The sequence below is a fragment of the Streptomyces sp. NBC_00354 genome (assembly GCF_036106915.1).
In the GTDB taxonomy this organism is placed as follows: domain Bacteria; phylum Actinomycetota; class Actinomycetes; order Streptomycetales; family Streptomycetaceae; genus Streptomyces.
Map to the genome: position 1 here is coordinate 2,124,095 of NZ_CP107983.1, position 18,940 is coordinate 2,143,034.

Sequence of the window (18,940 nt, forward strand, 5' to 3'; positions counted from 1 at the left end):
CCGGCCCCGCCTCCACGTGCCTTCGCCCACCGGCCGGATCTGACAGGTGCACGTCTGACAGGTGGTCGGAAAGTACCTCCGGCCCCCGGTGCCGCGCAGGGTTTCCACCGGATCGCCCCGATCGGAAGCCGTCGCCCCGCCGGGCAACAGCCCGGCGGGGCGACATCGTGCGCAGGGTGGGGCGCAGGCCCGGAGGTGTGCTCAGCTCTCGTCGGGGGTCAGCCGCAGCGAGATGGAGTTGATGCAGTAGCGCTGGTCGGTGGGCGTGGGGTAGCCCTCGCCCTCGAAGACGTGGCCCAGGTGGGAGCCGCACTTCGCGCACAGCACCTCGGTGCGGACCATCCCGTGCGAGACGTCCGCCTTCAGCTCGACGGCGTCGGAGTCCTTCGGGTCGAAGAAGGACGGCCAGCCGCAGTGCGACTCGAACTTCTCGGTGGAGCGGAAGAGCTCGGAGCCGCAGGCGCGACAGGAGTAGACGCCGGCCGTCTTGGTGTCGGTGTACTCACCGCGGAACGCCGGCTCGGTGCCGGCCAGGCGCAGCACCTGGTACTCGGACGGCGTCAGCTCCGCCTGCCACTGCTCGTCCGTCTTCTCGACCTCGTACGACATGACTCTTCCGCTCCCTCGTTCTCAGTCCGTCAGGCGGGCGAGGATCGCCGGACCCAGGTCCGTGACGTCACCCGCGCCCATGGTGAGAACGAGATCACCGGGCTTCGCCATTCCCGCGATGACGTCGGCGACGGCGCCCTTGTCGTGCTCGGCGGTGACGTCGGCGCCCGCGGTACGGGCCGCCGCGATGATGATCTCGCTGGTGATGCCCGGGATCGGGTCCTCGCGGGCCGGGTAGATGTCCAGGACCACGGCGGAGTCGGCGAGGGAGAGGGCCTGGCCCATCTCCTTGCCCAGCTCCTGGGTGCGGGAGAAGAGGTGCGGCTGGAAGACGACCAGGATCCGGGAGTCCCCGGCGGCGCCCCGGATGGCCTCGAGGTCGGCGGTCATCTCGGTCGGGTGGTGCGCGTAGGAGTCGATGACCTGCACGCCCGCGGCCTCGCCCTTGAGCTGGAGGCGGCGCTTGACGCCGGTGTACTTGCCGAGGGCGGAGGCCAGGTTGTGCGCCGGGATGCCGAGGGCGACACCGGCGGCGAGGGCCGCGACGGCGTTGTGCGCGTAGTGGCGCCCGGGCACGGAGACGGTGAAGGTGAGCATCCGGCCGTCGATGACCACGGTGACCTCGCTGGTCAGACCACGCGGGGTGATCTTTGTGATCCGGACGTCGGCGCCCTCCTCCTCGCCGTACGTGACGACGTTCAGGCCCTCGGTGCCGCGGACCCGGCCGGCGATCTCGGCGGCGCCGGCCTGGCCGTGGGCGACGACCAGGGTGCCGCCGGGCACGATCTTGCCGACGAAGGTCTCGAAGGACTCGTAGATCTCGTCCATCGACGCGTAGTTCGCGTGGTGGTCGAGCTCCGCGTTGAGGATGATCGCGACCTGCGGGGTGTACTTGTGGAAGCTGCGGTCGCTCTCGTCCGCCTCGGCCACGAAGATGTCGCCCCCGCCGTGGTGGGCGTTGGAGCCGGGGGCGTCCAGGTCCCCGCCGATGGCGTACGAGGGGTCCAGGCCCAGGGCCGACAGGGACACCGCCAGCATCGAGGTGGTGGTGGTCTTGCCGTGCGTACCGGCGACCGCGATCGGCCGCAGGCCGTCCATCAGGCCGGCCAGGGCGTCGGAGCGGTGCACGACGGGGATGCCGAGCTCGGCGGCGCGGGCCAGCTCCGGGTTGTCGGCGCGGATGGCGCTGGAGACGACGACGCAGGTGGCGTCGTCTGCGAGGTGGCCGGCCGCGTGCCCGATGTGGACCGTGGCGCCGTGGGCGCGCAGCGCCCCGGCCGTCTCGGAGTCCTTGGCGTCGCTGCCGGCGACCTGCGCGCCGCGCTGGGCGAGGATCTTCGCGATGCCGGACATCCCGGCGCCGCCGATGCCGATGAAGTGCGGGCGTTCCATGGCGTTCGGCAGGCCGGGCGGCGTCATACGGGATCTCCCCAAGGTGCGGGTCGGTACGTCGGGGGTCTCGGCGGTGCGGACCGTCCCGGCGCGTGTGTCGGACGCCAGCCTATTCGTTGTGGGCGAAGAGCTTGAGCACCGGAACCCCGACCTTGTGGCGCGCGCGGGAGGCCCAGTCCCGGTGGAAGAACTCCTCGACGAAGTGCGGGGCGGTCAGAACGATCACCTCGTCGGCGTTCGACTCCTCCACGACGCTCTTCAGCTTGTCGAGCGGGTGGTCCTCGATGATCTGCCCGCTGGCCTTGGCGCCCTTCTTGCGCAGGGCCTCCAGAGAGAGCACGAGGGCCTGCTCGGCCGGGCCTCGGGCGGCGTGGCCCTCGGGTACGTCGCCCTCGCGGAGCGCCTCGGGGAGCTCGCCGAGCGCCACGTCGTCGATGGCGCGCAGCAGCCGGTCCTGGTCGCCCCGGGGCTGCATGAGGACAAGGAAGGAGACCGGGTCGTCCCCGTGCAGGCTGGTGACGAAGTCCACGTCGACGCTGGTCAGCGGCTGCTCGATCATCAATACGCTCGTGAACACGGACGCCCTCTCCTTCATGGGCCAGGGCCGGTCGGCCGGCCCCTGCGGAAACCATCCTGCCCCGCTCTCACACGGGGCCTTGCGGGGATATGTTGCCCAGGTATGTGCCCACCGGAAGCTAAGCGGAACAAGAAATTCCGCCCCTTGCTCAGATCCGACGGTAGCTCGTGAAGAGGAACCCGGCCTCCTCCAGTACGGAGGCGGGCGCCAGCCGGTGCGGCACGGCGACCGAAGGCCCTCCGGAGATGCGCTGGGCACCGCCCGCAGCCAGCATCGGCGAGATCGTCAGGCACAGCTCGTCCAGCGCGTCGGCGGCCACGAACTGCCCCAGCAGCCGGGGCCCGCCCTCGGTGAGCTGGCGGCGCAGCCCCCGGTCCGCGAGCTCCCGCACCACCCGGGCCGGATCCGCGCCGGCCCCGCTGCCGGCCACCACGACCTCGGCCCCGGCCTTGGCGGCCGCGGCCACCCGGTCGGCGGGCGCGGTCGCCCCGGTCACCACGAGGGTGGGCACCAGGGGGGAGGTGAAGAGGGGAAGCGAGAAGTCCAGGTCGAGACTGGCCGTGACCACCGCGATGGCGGCCGCGGGACCCTGCCCGGCGGCAGCGCGCCGGGCCGCGAAGGCCTCCCGGGCCCGGGCCGGGCGGTAGCCCTCCTGGCGAACCGTTTCGGCTCCGACGACCACCACATCGGCCAGCGCCCGCAGGGTGCCGAAGATCCGCATGTCGGTCTCGCCGGAGATCGGCTGCGAGCGCCCGTCGTGCTGGGCCGCGCCGTCCAGGGTGGAGACCATGTTGGCCCGTAGCCAGTGGCCCTCCGGGCCGAGCTCGGGGTACGCGTACGCATCCGCCAGCTCGTCCAGCGACCACTCGCGGTCACCGCGGTCCGTGGGAGCCGCCGGGGCCGATGTCCGACCGGCTGGTGTCTGATCGGCTGATGTCTGATCGGTCACAGGGAACAGGCGTCGCATCGGTGCAGTGTGCCACGCCCCGTAGAGTTAAGAGCTGTGTCAACATCACTCTCCACCTCCGGATCCACCTACGGGCGACCCCCGATAGCCGGCCCGGCCGAAGTCGGCCCGCAGGCCCTGTGCGCCCGCGAGCCGCGGGTGCCCGCCGAACGGCTGGTGGCCGAGATGGTGCCGCCGCCCCGCTTCGACTCGGTGCGCTTCGACACGTACAACCCGGACCCCGGTCAGCCGAGCCAGTCCGAGGCCGTCACCGTGCTCAGCGGCTTCGCCGCCGGGCTGGGCGGAGCCCACGCGAGCGGCGGCGGCAAGCGCCGCTGGTTCGCGAAGAAGGCCCCGGTTCCGACCGCCCCGCGCGGGGTCTACCTCGACGGCGGCTACGGCGTCGGCAAGACCCACCTGCTGGCCTCCCTGTGGCACGCCACCCCGGCCGAGCCCGCGCTGAAGGCCTTCGGCACCTTCGTGGAGCTGACCAACCTGGTCGGCGCGCTCGGCTTCCAGCAGACGGTCCAGACCCTCGGCGGCCACCGCCTCCTGTGCATCGACGAGTTCGAACTGGACGACCCGGGCGACACCGTCCTCGTCTCCTCGCTGCTCAGCCGCCTCGTCGAGCAGGGCGTGGCGCTCGCCGCCACCTCCAACACCCTGCCCGGCAAGCTCGGCGAGGGCCGGTTCGCCTCCGCGGACTTCCTGCGGGAGATCCAGGGGCTCTCCGCGCACTTCCGCCCCCTGCGCATCGACGGCCAGGACTACCGCCACCGCGGCCTGCCGGAGGCACCGGCGCCGTTCTCGGACGAGCAGGTGGCCAAGGCCGCGTACGCGACCGAGGGCGCGAGCCTGGACGACTTCCCGGGCCTCCTCGAACACCTGGCCCGGGTCCACCCCAGCCGGTACGGCGCCCTCACGGACGGCATATCGGCGGTCTGCCTGACCGACGTCGGCCCGGTCCCGGACCAGTCGACGGCCCTGCGCCTCGTGGTCCTGGCGGACCGGTTGTACGACCGCGAGATACCGGTCCTGGCATCGGGCGTCCCCTTCGACAAGCTCTTCAGTGAAGAAATGCTGAACGGCGGCTACCGCAAGAAGTACTTCCGGGCCATCTCGAGGCTCACCGCACTGGCACGCGACGCGAAACCCCTGGTGTCCCAGTAGGTTTGGAGGCGCCGGCCGTTCCCTGTGGGGACGGTCCGGCCGTTCCCACTTCCTCCGAAGGGATCCACCATGGCCACCACGCGTACCGCGCACACCAACTGGGAAGGCAACCTGCTCAAGGGCTCCGGTGTCGTCACCCTCGACTCCTCGGGTCGGGGCTCGTTCGACGTCTCCTGGCCCTCGCGCGCCGAGGCCGCGAACGGCAAGACCAGCCCGGAAGAGCTGATCGCCGCCGCGCACTCCAGCTGCTACTCGATGGCGCTCTCGCACGGCCTGGACGGTGCCGGCACCCCGCCCACCCGGGTGGAGACCAAGGCCGATGTGACCTTCCAGCCGGGTGAGGGCATCACGGGCATCCACCTGACGGTGCGCGCCGAGGTCCCGGGCCTGGATGCGGAGGGCTTCGCCGCTGCCGCGGAGGACGCGAAGAAGAACTGCCCGGTCAGCCAGGCCCTGACGGGCACGACGATCACCCTGAGCGCAGAGCTGATCTGACGCCGGCCCCGGCGGGGCCCCTGGCGGGGCGCCTCGCCCGGGCCCGCCGGGGCGGGCGCCCACCTGACGGCCCGGCGGTTCGCCCGACGGCGGCAGGCGCAGCCGCTGCGCGGAGCAGTCCCCTGCCCGCCCTTCCACCGTTCCCCGGGCTCTGCCCGGACCCGCGCCTCAAGCGCCGGCGGGGCCGGCTGTACCCACCCGGGGGGCCGGCCGCTGCACGGCGACGAGCCGAATTCCGGCCCCGCCGGCGATCGAGGCGCGGGGGGGCCGGTCCCCGACAGCGGGGCCGCGGCTCGGCGCGTCCGGGCGCGGGGCGCGGGGCCGCGTGGTAACACGGCCCCGTCACCCCCTCGCCCCGGGAGCCGCCGATGTCCGTCACCCGCCGCACCCTGCTCGCCGCCGGCACCGGCATCGGGATCGCCTTCACCGGAGCCCTCGGCGCCCTCTTCGCCGGGAGCTCCCACGCCACCCCGCCCCGGCAGGGGTACGGGCCGCTGCTCCCCGACCCCCACAAGCTGCTCGACCTCCCCGCCGGGTTCCGCTACCGGGTGCTCTCCCGCGCCGGCGACCCCCTCCGCTCCGGCGAGGGCGCCGTACCGGCCAACTGCGACGGCATGGCCGCCTTCGACGCGGGCTCCGGCCGCGTCCGCCTGGTCCGCAACCACGAGAACCGCACCACCGCCGCCCTCCGCGTCCCCGCCGTCGGCGGCCTCACGTACGACCCCCACGCCCTCGGCGGCTGCACCCTCCTCGACCTCGACCCGAGCGGCAGCGTCACCGCCGAGCGCGTCGCCCTCGCCGGCACCGCCGTCAACTGCGCGGGTGGCCGCACCCCCTGGAACACCTGGCTCAGCTGCGAGGAGACCGAGGACCGGGCCGGGACCTCCGGGTACACCGAGGACCACGGCTACGTCTTCGAGGTCGACCCCGCCGACCCGCACCGCTCCGGCGCCGTCCCGCTCACCGCGATGGGCCGCTTCGCGCACGAGGCCGTCGCCGTGGACCCGTACCGCGGGACCGTCTACGAGACCGAGGACGCCTTCATCGAGCCCTTCGGTCTCTTCTACCGCTTCCTGCCCGCGCAGCCCCTCCGCGGCCCCGGCTCCCTCCGCGCCGGCGGCGCCCTCCACGCCATGCGCGTCCCCGGCGTCCCGGACCTCTCCGTCGTGGACGAGCCCGGCGCCGAGTTCCCGGTCGAGTGGGTCCCCGTACCGGACCCCTCCGCGGCCGACACCCCGATCCGGTTCCAGGACTTCGGGCCGGGCGGGATCACCCACGCGCAGAAGCTGGAGGGCTGCTACTGGGGCGACGGCGGCGTCCACTTCGTCTCCAGCTACGCCCGCACCCTCGAGGGCGCGGCCGCCGACCACCACGGCCAGGTGTGGTTCCACGACCCGCGGCGCGCCACGATCCGCCTGGACGTGCTGTTCGGCCCGGCCGCCGACGTCCAGCTGCCCGGGGACTCCCCCGACAACATCTGCCTGGCCCCGGACGGCGGCCTGATGGTGTGCGAGGACGGCGGCGGGGCCCAGTACGTCTTCGGCGTCACCCCGGCCGGCGAGGTCTACCCGATGGCCCGCAACGCCGACGACATCGGCCGGCTCGGGGCCCCGGAGTGGGGGGAGTTCGCCGGGGTCACCTTCTCCCCCGACGGGCGAACGATGTACGTCAACGCCTACGCGCCGGGGACCACCTTCGCCGTGACGGGCCCCTGGCGCTGAACCGGCCGCGCCCTCGCGACCCCGTCCGATGTGGTGGAGGATCGGGGGGAATCGACCGGATCGGGGTAGGTGACGGTGGCCAAGAAGACCAAGAAGAAGGACGAGAGCGACAAGGACGGGAAGGGCGGCAAGGCCCCGAAGCCGGCCGGGCGGGCCGAGCCGCCCGCCCCGGACGCCCCGCTGCGTCCGCTGCTCCGCGTCCCCTCCGGTGTGGGGGTACCTCCCGGCGGTGGCCGGGGGAGAATCGACCTCGGCGCCTTCGATCCCGCCGCGACCCCCGGCGGCCCCGCCGGCAAGGCCGCCGCACTGGCCGCCACCGCGCAGCTGGCCGGGCCGCTCGCCTCCCTCCAGGAACGGCTGTACGCGGCCAGCACGGCCGGCGACCGCCGCCGCGTCCTGCTCGTCCTCCAGGGCATGGACACCAGCGGCAAGGGCGGTACGGTCAAACACGTGACCTGCCTGTTCAACCCCTCGGGCTGCCGCGTCAGGGCCTTCAAGGCGCCCACCCCCGAGGAGCAGAGCCACCCCTTCCTCTGGCGCATCAAGCAGGCCCTCCCCCAGCCGGGCGAGATCGCGATCTTCGACCGCTCGCACTACGAGGACGTCCTCATCGCCCGCGTCCGCGAGCTGGTGTCGCGCAGCGAGCTGAACCGCCGCTACGCCCAGATCAACCGGTTCGAGGAGTCCCTCGCGGAGGACGGCGTGACCGTGGTGAAGGTGCTCCTGCACATCAGCTACGAGGAGCAGCGCAAGCGGCTGCTGGAGCGGCTCGACAACCCCGACAAGCACTGGAAGTTCAGCCCGGCCGACATCGACGAGCGCGGCCTGTGGCCCGAGTACCGGCACGCGTACGAGCTGGCCCTGGAGCGTTGCTCCGGCGATGCCGCACCCTGGTACGTCGTCCCTGCGGACCGCAAGTGGTACCGCAACTGGGCGGTCGGCAAGCTGCTGCTGGAGCACCTGGAGGAGATGGGTCCGCGCTATCCCGAGGCCGGCTTCGACGTCGAGGCGTGCCGCGCCCGGCTGCTCGAAACCTGACGAGGCGTGGCGGGCGGGCGATTCCCGGGCCCGCCCCCGCGCCGCTGCGATCCGCTTGGCAGATGGTCATATATTTTGCCTGCGTGACCCTTTCTGTGCGCAATGTGGCGGTCGCGGCCGCCCTCGGTGCCGCTCTCTGCACCGCCCTCGCCGGCTGCGGAGGCGGCAGCGGCACCTCCGGCTCCGCTGCCGGTCCCGGCGGCCAGGCCCGTATGGGCACCCCCGGGGCCTCCGCGCCGCCGGTCTCCCCCGCCTCGCCGCAGGCAGCCGTTTCCTCCCCGGCGGCCGCCCCGCCGCCCGCCAAGGCCCCGACCCTGGCGCCCGGCCCGAACGGCCTGACCCCGGTCTTCGAGCGGGCGAAGCAGCAGACCGACAAGACCGTCGCGCTGACCTTCGACGCCGACATGACCTCCGACCAGGGGCAGCGGGCCGCGGACGGGGAGCACTTCGACAACCCCCAGCTGATCGCGACCCTCCGCAAGCTCCAGGTGCCCTCGACGATCTTCATGACGGGCCGCTGGGCCGAGCAGTACCCGGACCAGGCCAAGTCGATCGGTACCGACCCGAACTTCGAGATCGCGAACCACTCGTACAGCCACCACGCCTTCACGTCGCCCTGCTACGGGCTCCCCGCGCTCGACACCGCCGCCGCGCGGGCCGACGTGGACCGGGCCTTCGCCGCCTTCCGCACGGCCGGCGCGGTCAACACCGTCCCGTACTTCCGCTTCCCGGGCGGCTGCTACGACGACCAGGCGCTGCGGACCGTGTCCACGGCCAAGGTCACTGCCGTCCAGTGGGACGTGGTCAGCGGGGACGCCTTCGCCAAGGACCCCGACGCGGTGGCCGAGCAGGTCCTCGCCGGGGTGAAGCCCGGCTCGGTGGTGGTCATGCACTGCACGCGCAGCGCCGCGCCGGTCACCGAGGAGGCCATCCGGAAGATCGTCCCGGAGCTGCGCAAGCGCGGCTACCGCTTCGTGAAGGTGTCCGAACTCATCGGGAAGTAGGCCGGGCCGGGCCGCGCCTCAGCCGGAGCAGGCGGTGCGCTGCGCGTCCTGCCACTCGCACACCGGGCACAGCACCCGGCCGGGGGTCGCGACCCCGTACTCGGTGGGCTTGCCGCACTCCAGGCAGTCGGCGTACGGCGGCCCGGCCACCCTCCCGGCCGGCGCCGCCGGGGCTGGGCAGTACGACTCGGCCTCGGCCTGCCGGTCCATTTCGTCCATGCCCACGAGCGTACTCAGCCCCGGCGCGCGCTGACGAGGCAGGCCACCGCACCCGCCCCGCAGGCCAGCACCAGCGACCCCGCGAAGGCCGCCAGCGGCAGCGTCACGGCCTCCACCCGGGAACCCTCCACCAGTGCGGTCACCGCACTGCGCGCCGGGGAGCCGGCGATGCCCCAGGCCAGCAGGGATCCCAGGCCGCCCGCCAGGACCGCGAGCCCCGTCGACCGCAGCAGCGGCCGGCTGCACAGCGCCCCCACGGCCGCGCCGGTCAGCGCGCACGCGAGGACCGCCAGCACCCCGGCCAGGGCGGCGTCCTCCGGCTCCACTTTGCGCCCGGGGTTGCCGATCAGCAGCACCACCACCGCGCCCGCGGCCCCGGCGAGCAGCGCCCCGCCCAGCGCGACCAGCAGGGCGGCCGCGTGCACCCGTACGGGACCGGCCGCGGCGGCCGCGCAGTCGCGGGCGGCGTCGGGCTCGTTGGTCACGCAGACCCGGACCAGCCAGGCCGTGATCGGCACCAGCCCGGCGGCCGCGAAGCCCAGCGAGTCCAGCAGCGGGTCGCCCGGCCGCACCCCGGCGGCCAGGAAGGCCGCGTACAGGAGGAACGGGGCGATCCACCGCTGGGAGCGCAGCAGCAGCGCGCACTGGTAACGCAGCAGGCCTGTCACGGCAGTTCCTCCACGGCGCGGATGTGCCAGGGCGCGGGCGCGGTGAGCAGTTCGCGCAGCACCGCGTCGGAGCGGGCGGCGGGCACCGTCAGCAGCAGACCCCCGCCGGGCGCGGGCGCGGCGGCCAGCCCCGGGGGCGGCTCGGAGCCGGGCGGCCCGGCGGCCTCGATCCGTACGTACGCCCCCGCGTCGGCGGGCTCCCGTACGGGAACCAGCGCGGCCCCCTCGACCCGGTGGTGCGCGTCGGCCGCACCGGCGAGCCGCGCCGGGTCGTGGTCCACGAAGACCACCGTGCCCCCGGCGTCGGTCCGCTCGGCGACGGCCCGGTCCAGCTCGGCGCGGGCGGCGGTGTCGAGCCCGGTCCAGGCCTCGTCGAGGACGAGCAGCCCGGGCTCGGCCAGCAGCGCCTGGGCGACGGCCACCTTCTGGCTGCTGCCCTTGGAGAGTTCGGCCAGCGGGGTGCGCGCGTACGCGGCGGCCCCGAACCGCTCCAGCCAGTGGGCCGCCGCCTCAGCCGCCTGCGCGCGCCGGAGGCCGTGCACCCGGCCCATGTGGGTCAGGTAGGCCGTCGCGGTGAGCGGCAGCGCCGCGGGGAAGCGCTCGGGCACATACGCCGTGCGGCGCGGCCGGCCCGTGATCCGCCCCTCGGACGGGGTGTCGATCCCGGCGACGATCCGCAGCAGGGTGGACTTGCCGCCGCCGTTGCGGCCTTCGATGCGGACGAGCGCGCCGGGCGGCAGGTCCAGGCCGACCCCGCGCAGCACCCAGGGCCGCCGCAGTCCGTAGCGGCGGCCGACACCGTCGAGTTTCAGTGGGCCGCCGCCGTCTCGGTCACCTCGCTGGGGCGGACGATGACGAAGCCCTCGCCGCGCAGCATCAGCTGGACGGCCTCGCCGGAGCCGCCGCGGATCATCGAGCCGACCGACTGGGAGCGGTGCAGGCCCGTCTCCAGCTGGGCGCTCCAGCCGACCACCGCGTCGGTGTCCACGTACACGGGGTTCTGCGCCGTGACCGGGATGATGATCGGGTGGCCGTCGCAGACCACGGCGAGCTTGCCGGTGCCGGTGAAGAGGCTGTTGAAGAGGCCGCCGCCGGTCATGCCGGCGCCCTTCACCATCTTTATCTCGTACGAGAGCGTGGGGTCGAAGCAGAGCACGTTGCGGCCGTTGATGGTCAGCGAGTCACCGGGCTCGAAGTCGATGATGAAGCACTGTTCGGCCTGGTGCGCGAACCAGGCCTCGCCCTGCCCGCGTACGGACATCAGCGCGAGGCCCTCGCCGGTGACGGCGCGCTTCAGCATGCCGCCTATGCCCTGGCCCTTGCGCTCGAACTGGAGGTTCCCCCGGAAGGCGACCATCGAGCCCTGACGGGCGAGCATTTCACCGTTGACGGTGTACTTCACGGACTTGGCGTTCTGCAGGGTCATGCCCGGAGCCGCCGACGGCTGGGCCAGGTTCTCGGACGCAAAAAGATCGCTCTTCATGACCCCGATCCTCACCCGGCCCAGGACCCCGCGGCATCATCCTCAAGTTGGAGGCTGGCATCCTTGGCGGGATGAGCAGCCAGCACCAGAACCACACTTCAGACGTACCGGCAGAGGGCCCCGCGCACGTACCCGCAGTCGGGGCGGACAGCCCGTTCCGGCAGGCGCACATCGCCCGCGACGAGGCACCGCAGTTCGTCCTGCCCCTGGTGGTGCGGATCGAGAAGGCCGGGCCGCCCTCCCGGACGGACGCGCTGGAGACGGCGGCCCGGGCGGTGCTGGTCCTGCTGACGGACGAGCGGGCGCACGGCGAGGGCGAGTGGGCCGAGGCGGTCCGGGACTGGCAGGACGCGCGGATCCGGAAGGTGGTGCGGCGGGCGCGCGGGGCGGAGTGGCGCAAGGCCGGCACCCTGCCCGGCGTCACGGTGCACGGTGACATGTCGGAGGTACGGGTCTTCCCGCCTGTGCCGTTGGACGGCTGGCCCAAGGAGCTCGCGAAGCTCCAGGTCTCGGGTACCGATCTGGACGACCCGGAGCCGGTCGCTCCGGCAGCCGCGGGTATTGCGGTGCTGTGGCTCAACCCGGACCTGGAGATGTCCGCCGGCAAGGCGATGGCCCAGGCCGGGCACGCGGCACAGCTGGCGTGGTGGGAGCTGACCGGCCCCGAGCGCACCGCCTGGCAGGACTCCGGTTTCCGGCTGGCCGTACGGACGGCAGCGCGCGAGCGGTGGGCGGAGCTGAGCGGGAGCGGGCTGCCGGTGGTCCGGGATGCCGGATTCACGGAGATCGCACCTGGTTCGGCGACGGTGGTCGCGGATCATCCGGCCCTGCGGGCGCGGCTCGCCGGCGGAATTCCGCGCTGACCCGGAACCTCAAATGTTGCTCTGAACGTCCCTTTGCGCGGTTGGCCTGACTCCGTCGGGGCGATGACATCGGCACACGACCGATGAGAGGGGGCGAGGGGACATGAAGACCATGGCGCACCTGGGGGTGGGCATCGGATGGCGGCCGGAGATCGCTGACGCGGTGGAGCGGCTGCCGGGCCTGGACTGGGTCGAGGTGGTGGCCGAGAACATCTGCCCCGGCCACCTGCCCGCATCACTGCTGCGGCTGCGCGAGCGCGGGGTGCGCGTCGTGCCGCACGGGGTCTCGCTGGGGCTCGGCGGTGCCGAGCGGCCCGACGCGGGGAAGCTGGCCGCGCTCGGGGAGCGGGCGGTGGCGCTGGGGGCGCCGCTCGTCACCGAGCACATCGCGTTCGTACGGACGGCCTCGCCGGCGCTGGAGGCGGGGCACCTGCTGCCGGTGCAGCGGACGCGGGACGCGCTGGACGTGCTGTGCGAGAACGTCCGGATCGCGCAGGACGCGCTGCCCGTGCCGCTGGCGCTGGAGAACATCGCCGCGCTGATCTCGTGGCCCGGGGAGGAGCTGACGGAGGGGCAGTTCCTGACGGAGCTGGTGGAGCGGACCGGGGTCCGGCTGTTGATCGACGTCGCCAACCTGCACACGAACCGGGTGAACCGGGGCGAGGACCCGTTCGCCGTGCTGGACGCGATCCCGCTGGAGGCGCTCGCGTACGTGCACGTCGCCGGGGGCGTGGAGCGGGGCGGGGTGTGGCACGACACGCATGCGCATCCGGTGCCGACGGTGGTGCTGGACATCCTGGCGGAGCTGCGGAGGCGGGTGGAGCCGGCGGGGGTGCTGCTGGAGCGGGACGACGACTTCCCGGCGGAAGCGGAGCTGGCCGGGGAACTGGCCGCGATCCGGGATGTGGTCGGCCCTGCGGGGCTGTCCCCCACCCGCCCTTCCCCGGTTCCGCGTGGCTCCGCCCCGGACCCCGCGCCTCGAACGTCGGCGGGGCTGGAGCGGGCCCGGGTGCGGGTGGCGTTGGAGCAGGCGGCGCTGTTGTCGGCGCTGGTGGGCGGGACGCCCGTGCCCGAGGGGTTCGACCGGCAGCGCGTACGGGTGCAGGCGCGGGCGCTGGCCGCCAAGCGGGCCGAAGTCGTCGCAAAGCTCGCGCCCGAGCTGCCCGGGATCCTGGGCGGTGAGGACCCGTACCGCGAGGCCTTCCTCGGGTACGCCCGCAACCGGCCCATGACCGCCGGATACCGGCGGGACGCCCTCGACTTCGCCGAGCACCTGCTGATCCAGGACCTGCCCGCCGACCCCGCGGCCCGGCGCCGGCTCACCTCATGGTGGCGGGACCGGGTCGGGGCGCGGCCGCCGCGCCGGATCGTGCGCTGGGCCCGGACCCTCGTGGGGCGTGCGGCATGAACGTACTCGCCGTCGCGATCTGGATCGCCGTCGTCGTCTCCACCGTCCTGCTGCTGCGCGGCCTGCGGCGCTCCCGCCCGCCGTCGGCCGGTCCGGCACCGCGCCTGCACGACCTGTCCGAGGCCGCGTTCATGGCCGGCGGCCCCGGCGCGGTCGTGGACTCCGCGCTCGTCTCGCTGCTCGGGGACGGCCGGCTGGTGGTCGGCGGTCCCGGGATCGTCCAGGTGCACCCCGGGGCGCGGGCCGGCGACACCGCCGAGCGGGCCGTGCTCGAGGCCCTTCGGCAGGCCCCGTCCGGCTGGCTGTACCAGGTGCGGTACGCCGCCATGCTCGACCCCGCCGTCCAGGAGACCGGCGACGCGCTGGCCGCCCGCGGGCTGCTCGCCGCTCCCGGCTCGGGGGCGAAGTGGCGGCGCTGGGCGCTGATCCAGGTGGTGGTGTGCGCGGTGTGGGTGGTGTTCTCGCTGCCCCTCACCTTCGTGGCGCTGGCGCTCGAGTCCGGCCCGCAGGTGCCGTTCGCCATCAAGGTGTTCCCTGCCCTGGTGGGCGGGATCGTCATGGGCTGCGCACTCGCCGCCCGGGCCAGGCAGCGGCTCACCCCGGCGGGGCAGGCGGCGCTGCGCGAGATCCGCACGCACTACCTGAACGACCAGACCCCGCACGTGCAGACCGCCCTGTACGGGCTGCGCGGCCTGCGGGACCCGTACCTGCGGGAGCAGTTGGTACCGGCTGCGCGCAGCACCAGGCTGGCGGCCGCGCAGTCGCGCTCCGCGCGCCGCGGCTCGTCCTCGTCGTCCTCCTCCTCGTCCTCGGCGGACTCCTGCGGGTCTTCCGCCGCGGTCCTGCCCGTCGTGTGGTGCGCGGGCAGCAGCGACGGCGGGGGAGGCTCCGGGTCCGGCTGCGGGTCCACCGGATCCGGCTGCGGGTCCTCGGGGTCGGGGTCGAGCTGTTCCTCCGGCTCGGGCTCGGGCTGCGGGTCCTCGTCGGGCAGCAGCTGCGCGAGCAGCAGCTCCAGTTGTTCCAGCAGTTCGAGTTGCAGCAGTTCGTCCGGGTCGAGCTGCGGCAGCAGCAGTTCCTGACCTGCGGTGGCACTGAGCGGGGTCCGCGTGCTCGCGGACCCCGCTCTACGGGCGGCATTGGCCTGGGCAACGGGGGGAATGCGGCCGACACCCGGAGGTGATCCTGTACAAGGCCCCGCTCAGCGCATCTCATCGGTTCATCCGAAGAGATGAAGGTGGCCCGTGATGCAGACTCCGCTCGCCCGCTGCGGAGTCGCCGCGGCGGTGCTCTCCCTCACCCTGTGCACCCCGTCCCCACCCGCCCGGGCGACCACCCCGGGCCCGAACACCGCCGGCTCCGCCGCGAGGGCGGCCGCCGCGAACGCCGGCGCCGAACTCGTCGCCCGCCGCGCCGCCGAAGCCTCCGGGGCCTCCGGAGCCGGCGGGCTCCGCTTCCGGCGGTGTGCCTCCGTCGAGGAGTTGCCCTCCACCGTGCAGTGCGCGAGCCTGCGGGTTCCGCTCGACTACGCCCGGCCCGACGGGCCGCAGATCTCCCTCACCGTCAGCCGGGTCGCCGCCACCGGCCACGGCGGCGCCGCGCGCCAGGGGGCCCTCGTCTACAACCCCGGCGGCCCCGGCGCATCCGGGATGTTCTTCCCGCTCGTCGGCGGCCTCCCCGAGTGGGAGCGCATCGGCGCCGCCTACGACCTCGTCGGCTACGCCCCGCGCGGAGTCGGCCGTTCCGCCCCGCTGTCCTGCGAGGACCCCGCCGTCCGCGCGAAGGGCCCCACCCAGGTCCCGGCGGAGCCCTCGGCCGCGTACAAGCAGCAGCGCATCGCCGCCGCCCAGGCCTACGCCCGCGGCTGTGCGCAGCGGGCCGGCGCGGCCCTGCCGTACTACTCGACCCTCGACAACGTCCGCGACCTGCACGTGCTCCGCGCCGCCCTCGGCGAGGAGAAGCTGACCTTCATGGGCGCCTCGTACGGCACCTACCTGGGCGCCGTCTACGCCACGCTCCACCCCGGCCACGTCCGCCGGATGGTCCTCGACTCCGCGGTCGACCCCGACCCGCGCCGCATCTGGTACCTCGACAACCTCGGCCAGGCACCGGGGTTCGAGCGCCGCTGGTACGACTTCCGCGCCTGGGCGGCCCGGCACCACGCCACGTACCGGCTCGGCGCGACCCCGGCGGCCGTGCAGGCGAGCTACGAGCGCGTGCGGGACGCGGTGGCGCGCACTCCGGCGGACGGGACCGTCGGCACCGGCGAGCTCCAGGCCGCCTTCCTGCAGGCCGCGTACTACGACGACGTGTGGCAGGAGCGGGCGGCCGCGCTCAGCGCCTTCCTGGCCGGCGATCCGGGCCCGCTGGCCGAACAGGCCCGCCCGGACCCTCGGTCGGCGGCCGAGCGCGAGAACGCGCGGGCGGTGTACACGGCGGTGCTGTGCAACGACGCCGCCTGGCCGGCGGATTGGGAGACCTGGGACCGCGACAACACCGAACTGGCACGCCGGGCGCCCTTCGAGACCTGGGCCAACGCCTTCCTGAACCTGCCGTGCGCGTACTGGCCGGTCGGCGAGCGGCAGCAGCCGGTGGCGGTCGGCGAGCAGCCGCAGGCGATCCCCCGCACGCTGGTCGTCGCGGCGGAGCGGGACGGGGCGACCCCGTACCCGGGCGCGCTGGAGCTGCAACGGCGGCTCGGCAGCGGGGCCGCGCTGGTCACGGAGGAGGGGGCCGGGGCCCACGGAGTGGTCGGCGGACGCAATGACTGCGTGGACCGTCACGTGGAGCGGTACTTGCTGACGGGTGACACCTCGGGGTGGCGTGTCACGTGTGCGCCGCATCCGGAGCCCGCACCGGTGTCGTTGGACGACCGGGCAGCACAAATCCCCGGGAAGGTACCCAGGGCTCTGCTGCCGCCAGTCGTCTGAACTTCCGGGCGGGATCTCCGGCTGCGTCGTTTCGGGGGTCAGGCCGTCATCCGGACCAGCCTCCCGATCCACCGGAGGCCGCTCCCCAGTCAAGGGAGCGGTACTCCGGTTCCTTCCCCCCAGGGGAGGTATCAGGCGAGCCCGGCCACCAGATCGGCGACGGACTTGCGGCGTCCGGTGTAGAAGGGCACTTCTTCACGGACGTGCATACGGGCCTCGGAGGCACGCAGGTGACGCATGAGGTCGACGATGCGGTACAGCTCGTCGGCCTCGAAGGCCAGCATCCACTCGTAGTCACCCAGCGAGAAGGACGCGACCGTGTTGGCGCGGACGTCGGGGTAGCCGCGGGCCATCTTGCCGTGGTCCGCGAGCATGCGGCGGCGGTCCTCGTCGGGCAGCAGGTACCAGTCGTACGAGCGCACGAACGGGTAGACGCTGACGTAGTCGCGCGCAACCTCGTCGGCCAGGAAGGCCGGGATGTGCGACTTGTTGAACTCGGCCGGGCGGTGCAGGGCCATGTTCGACCACACCGGCTCCAGCGCGCGGCCGAGCTTGGTGCGGCGCAACAGGTTGTACGCGGTCTGCAGCTCGTCCGAGGTCTCGGCGTGCCACCAGATCATGATGTCCGCATCGGCGCGCAGGCCGGAGACGTCATAGGTGCCGCGGACGGTGATGTCCTTGGCGGCCAGCTGGTCGAACAGCTCCTGGACCTCGTCGGCGTAGCCGGTGCGGTCCTCGGGCAGGACGTCCTTCAGCTTGAAGACGGACCACAGGGTGTAGCGGATGACCTCGTTGAGGTCCTTCGCCTTCTTCCCCGCGTTGGGAATCTTCTCTGGTGCAGTCATGTGTCCATTGTCCCGTGTGCTGATCAGTGGTCGGTGCCAGGGGTGCCCAACGTGGCCATCACCACGTCGGCGGCCTTGCCGGCGCTCGCGATGCACGCCGGGATGCCCACGCCGTCGTACAGCGCCCCGCACACCGCGAGGCCCGGCAGCGCCGCGACGGCGCCGCGGATCCGGGCCACGCGGGCGAGGTGGCCGACCGGGTACTGGGGCAGGCCGCCGTCCCAGCGGGTGACGGTGGAGGCGACCGGCCGGGCCGCGAGGCCCACGGCCTCGCCGAGGTCGCGCAGCGATACCCCGACCAGCTCGGAGTCCTCGCGCCCCAGGTCGCCCTCGTCGCCGTACCGGCCGACCGAGGTGCGCAGCAGGAAGAGCTCGGGGTCGGCGCCCGCCCAGGCCCACTTGTTGCTGGAGAAGGTGGAGGCCTTGATCGTCCGGCCGTCGACGGGCGGTACGAGGAATCCGCTGGCGCCGCCGTCGGTGATCGCGGCGGGCAGCTCGGAGCGCCGGAAGGCCATCGTCACGAGGGCCATCGAGGCGTACTCGACGGACCGCAGCTCGGCGGCCGCGGCCGGCGCGAGCCCGTCCAGCAGCCGGGCGGCGGGCCCGGCCGGGACGGCGAGGACCACGGCGTCGGCGTCGATCGCCTCCGCGTCGGTGACGACCCTCCAGCCCCCGGCGGTACGCAGGACCTCGCGCACGGGAGTACCGGTGCTGATCCGCGCCCCGGCCGCCCGGCATGCCTCGGCCACGGCCTGCGGGAGCCGTCCGATGCCGCCGTCGATGCCGGAGAAGACGGGCCGCCCGGCCTGCTGGGGCTGCTGCGCGGCCGCCCGGTGCTGGAGTTCGCGTACGCCGTCGCCCAGCGAGGCGTGCGTACGGGCGGCCTCGAAGAGCTGCGGGACGGCGGCGCGCATGGAGATGCGGTAGGCGTTGCCGGCGTAGACCCCGCCGAGGAGGGGCTCCACCAGGCGGTCGACGACCTCGTGGCCGAGGCGGGCGGCGACGTACTCGCCGACGGCGACGTCCTCGCCGATCTCGGCGGGCGGCAGTTCGCGCTCGGCCTCGATCCGGGCCAGGCCCTCGGCGGAGAGCACCCCGGAGGCGGCGAGCGGGGCCAGGTCGCCGGGGACGCCCATGACATGGCCGCGCGGCATGGGCCGCAGCGCGCCGCGGGTCCACAGGTGGGCGGTGGCGGTGGCGGGCGGCTGGAGGGCCTCGCCGAGGCCCACGGCCCGGGCCAGCTCCAGGGCTTCGGGGCGGCGGGCGAGCACGGACTCGGCGCCGAGGTCGACGGGGGCGCCGGCGAGCTCGCCGGCGAGCAGCTTGCCGCCGAGCCGCGGCCCGGCCTCCAGGAGCGTGACGCGCAGGCCGTCGGCGAGCAGCCGGTGGGCCGCGGCGAGGCCGGCGATGCCACCGCCGATGACGACGGCATGGCGAGGCGGGGCCGCCGGGGCCGCCGCGCCTGCTGCGTCGTCCGTACGCATGTCCGCTTCGTGCATGGACACATCGTCTCAGACCGTTCACCGGCCGATCACCGAGGCCGGACCGTGACCGCATCGGGACCGGCTCGGGACC

The 18,940-nt window shown here is 73.9% G+C and carries 19 protein-coding genes; 9 read left to right on the plus strand and 10 right to left on the minus strand.

Features of this window, described 5'->3' with window-relative positions:
* Positions 1-201: 201 nt before the first annotated feature.
* The 4 genes from msrB to OHT74_RS09550 all read right to left on the minus strand — a co-directional run bounded on the left by msrB (position 202) and on the right by OHT74_RS09550 (position 3,545).
* Positions 202-609, minus strand: a complete 408-nt coding sequence (msrB, locus tag OHT74_RS09535; protein ID WP_266997609.1) for a peptide-methionine (R)-S-oxide reductase MsrB — start codon at positions 607-609, stop codon at positions 202-204.
* Positions 610-630: 21 nt separating this feature from the next.
* The gene (gene murC / locus OHT74_RS09540; protein WP_266662581.1) at positions 631-2,028 is read right to left on the minus strand and encodes a UDP-N-acetylmuramate--L-alanine ligase; all 1,398 of its coding nucleotides are present in this window, start codon (positions 2,026-2,028) and stop codon (positions 631-633) included.
* Between the two features lie 82 nt (positions 2,029-2,110).
* Entirely contained in the window at positions 2,111-2,578 is a 468-nt protein-coding gene (locus OHT74_RS09545; RefSeq protein WP_266662583.1) for an indole-3-glycerol phosphate synthase, read from the minus strand.
* A 148-nt stretch (positions 2,579-2,726) separates the two neighbouring features.
* Positions 2,727-3,545 (minus strand): pyrimidine reductase family protein, encoded by an 819-nt coding sequence (locus tag OHT74_RS09550; RefSeq protein ID WP_266997607.1) that lies wholly within the window; start codon positions 3,543-3,545, stop codon positions 2,727-2,729.
* A gap of 36 nt (positions 3,546-3,581) precedes the next feature.
* Here OHT74_RS09550 and zapE point away from each other — a divergent pair, with 36 nt between their 5' ends.
* The 5 genes from zapE to OHT74_RS09575 all read left to right on the plus strand — a co-directional run bounded on the left by zapE (position 3,582) and on the right by OHT74_RS09575 (position 8,952).
* The gene (gene zapE, locus OHT74_RS09555; RefSeq protein WP_443047325.1) at positions 3,582-4,694 is read left to right on the plus strand and encodes a cell division protein ZapE; all 1,113 of its coding nucleotides are present in this window, start codon (positions 3,582-3,584) and stop codon (positions 4,692-4,694) included.
* Positions 4,695-4,763: 69 nt separating this feature from the next.
* Complete coding sequence (locus tag OHT74_RS09560) at positions 4,764-5,189, plus strand: OsmC family protein (RefSeq protein ID WP_030154574.1); 426 nt, start codon at positions 4,764-4,766, stop codon at positions 5,187-5,189.
* A gap of 368 nt (positions 5,190-5,557) precedes the next feature.
* The gene (locus OHT74_RS09565) at positions 5,558-6,910 is read left to right on the plus strand and encodes an alkaline phosphatase PhoX (protein ID WP_328620025.1); all 1,353 of its coding nucleotides are present in this window, start codon (positions 5,558-5,560) and stop codon (positions 6,908-6,910) included.
* A 75-nt stretch (positions 6,911-6,985) separates the two neighbouring features.
* Complete coding sequence (locus OHT74_RS09570) at positions 6,986-7,948, plus strand: PPK2 family polyphosphate kinase (RefSeq protein WP_328623288.1); 963 nt, start codon at positions 6,986-6,988, stop codon at positions 7,946-7,948.
* 83 nt (positions 7,949-8,031) lie between these two features.
* Positions 8,032-8,952: a polysaccharide deacetylase family protein gene (locus OHT74_RS09575; RefSeq protein ID WP_328620026.1), complete on the plus strand. Its 921-nt coding sequence runs from the start codon at positions 8,032-8,034 to the stop codon at positions 8,950-8,952.
* Between the two features lie 18 nt (positions 8,953-8,970).
* Here OHT74_RS09575 and OHT74_RS09580 read toward each other — a convergent pair whose 3' ends face one another.
* Genes OHT74_RS09580 through OHT74_RS09595 form a run of 4 tightly spaced genes read right to left on the minus strand, consistent with a single transcriptional unit; the run spans position 8,971 to position 11,322 of the window.
* Positions 8,971-9,171 (minus strand): hypothetical protein, encoded by a 201-nt coding sequence (locus OHT74_RS09580; protein ID WP_266662591.1) that lies wholly within the window; start codon positions 9,169-9,171, stop codon positions 8,971-8,973.
* A 14-nt stretch (positions 9,172-9,185) separates the two neighbouring features.
* Positions 9,186-9,839, minus strand: a complete 654-nt coding sequence (locus OHT74_RS09585) for an ABC transporter (RefSeq protein WP_328620027.1) — start codon at positions 9,837-9,839, stop codon at positions 9,186-9,188.
* Positions 9,836-10,651 (minus strand): ABC transporter ATP-binding protein, encoded by an 816-nt coding sequence (locus OHT74_RS09590; RefSeq protein WP_328623289.1) that lies wholly within the window; start codon positions 10,649-10,651, stop codon positions 9,836-9,838. The genes OHT74_RS09585 and OHT74_RS09590 overlap by 4 nt, the downstream gene beginning before the upstream one ends.
* Positions 10,648-11,322 (minus strand): AIM24 family protein, encoded by a 675-nt coding sequence (locus tag OHT74_RS09595; RefSeq protein WP_266662595.1) that lies wholly within the window; start codon positions 11,320-11,322, stop codon positions 10,648-10,650. The genes OHT74_RS09590 and OHT74_RS09595 overlap by 4 nt, the downstream gene beginning before the upstream one ends.
* Before the next feature lie 71 nt (positions 11,323-11,393).
* Here OHT74_RS09595 and OHT74_RS09600 point away from each other — a divergent pair, with 71 nt between their 5' ends.
* The 4 genes from OHT74_RS09600 (at position 11,394) to OHT74_RS09615 (ending at position 16,520) form a co-directional block, all read left to right on the plus strand.
* Positions 11,394-12,185 (plus strand): aminoacyl-tRNA hydrolase, encoded by a 792-nt coding sequence (locus OHT74_RS09600; RefSeq protein WP_328620028.1) that lies wholly within the window; start codon positions 11,394-11,396, stop codon positions 12,183-12,185.
* 103 nt (positions 12,186-12,288) lie between these two features.
* Positions 12,289-13,593 carry a DUF692 domain-containing protein gene (locus OHT74_RS09605; protein WP_443047327.1) on the plus strand — a complete coding sequence of 435 codons (1,305 nt, stop codon included), beginning with the start codon at positions 12,289-12,291 and terminating at the stop codon, positions 13,591-13,593.
* Entirely contained in the window at positions 13,590-14,672 is a 1,083-nt protein-coding gene (locus OHT74_RS09610; protein ID WP_328620029.1) for a TIGR04222 domain-containing membrane protein, read from the plus strand. Before OHT74_RS09605 ends, OHT74_RS09610 begins: the two co-directional genes overlap by 4 nt.
* A 165-nt stretch (positions 14,673-14,837) precedes the next feature.
* Complete coding sequence (locus OHT74_RS09615; protein WP_328620030.1) at positions 14,838-16,520, plus strand: alpha/beta fold hydrolase; 1,683 nt, start codon at positions 14,838-14,840, stop codon at positions 16,518-16,520.
* A gap of 131 nt (positions 16,521-16,651) precedes the next feature.
* Here OHT74_RS09615 and hemQ read toward each other — a convergent pair whose 3' ends face one another.
* Positions 16,652-17,365 (minus strand): hydrogen peroxide-dependent heme synthase, encoded by a 714-nt coding sequence (hemQ, locus tag OHT74_RS09620; protein ID WP_328620031.1) that lies wholly within the window; start codon positions 17,363-17,365, stop codon positions 16,652-16,654.
* Positions 17,366-17,388: 23 nt separating this feature from the next.
* Positions 17,389-18,849 carry a protoporphyrinogen oxidase gene (gene hemG, locus OHT74_RS09625; protein WP_328623291.1) on the minus strand — a complete coding sequence of 487 codons (1,461 nt, stop codon included), beginning with the start codon at positions 18,847-18,849 and terminating at the stop codon, positions 17,389-17,391.
* Positions 18,850-18,940: the final 91 nt, after the last annotated feature.

Bases quoted from the DNA above. Each gene is read 5' to 3' on its own strand.
- msrB (WP_266997609.1), bottom strand. From the start codon at position 609: ATGTCGTACGAGGTCGAGAAGACGGACGAGCAGTGGCAGGCGGAGCTG.
- murC (WP_266662581.1), bottom strand. From the start codon at position 2,028: ATGACGCCGCCCGGCCTGCCGAACGCCATGGAACGCCCGCACTTCATC.
- OHT74_RS09550 (WP_266997607.1), bottom strand. From the start codon at position 3,545: ATGCGACGCCTGTTCCCTGTGACCGATCAGACATCAGCCGATCAGACA.
- OHT74_RS09560 (WP_030154574.1), top strand. From the start codon at position 4,764: ATGGCCACCACGCGTACCGCGCACACCAACTGGGAAGGCAACCTGCTC.
- OHT74_RS09565 (WP_328620025.1), top strand. From the start codon at position 5,558: ATGTCCGTCACCCGCCGCACCCTGCTCGCCGCCGGCACCGGCATCGGG.
- OHT74_RS09580 (WP_266662591.1), bottom strand. From the start codon at position 9,171: ATGGACGAAATGGACCGGCAGGCCGAGGCCGAGTCGTACTGCCCAGCC.
- OHT74_RS09595 (WP_266662595.1), bottom strand. From the start codon at position 11,322: ATGAAGAGCGATCTTTTTGCGTCCGAGAACCTGGCCCAGCCGTCGGCG.
- OHT74_RS09600 (WP_328620028.1), top strand. From the start codon at position 11,394: ATGAGCAGCCAGCACCAGAACCACACTTCAGACGTACCGGCAGAGGGC.
- OHT74_RS09605 (WP_443047327.1), top strand. From the start codon at position 12,289: ATGAAGACCATGGCGCACCTGGGGGTGGGCATCGGATGGCGGCCGGAG.
- OHT74_RS09610 (WP_328620029.1), top strand. From the start codon at position 13,590: ATGAACGTACTCGCCGTCGCGATCTGGATCGCCGTCGTCGTCTCCACC.
- OHT74_RS09615 (WP_328620030.1), top strand. From the start codon at position 14,838: ATGCAGACTCCGCTCGCCCGCTGCGGAGTCGCCGCGGCGGTGCTCTCC.
- hemQ (WP_328620031.1), bottom strand. From the start codon at position 17,365: ATGACTGCACCAGAGAAGATTCCCAACGCGGGGAAGAAGGCGAAGGAC.
- hemG (WP_328623291.1), bottom strand. From the start codon at position 18,849: ATGCGTACGGACGACGCAGCAGGCGCGGCGGCCCCGGCGGCCCCGCCT.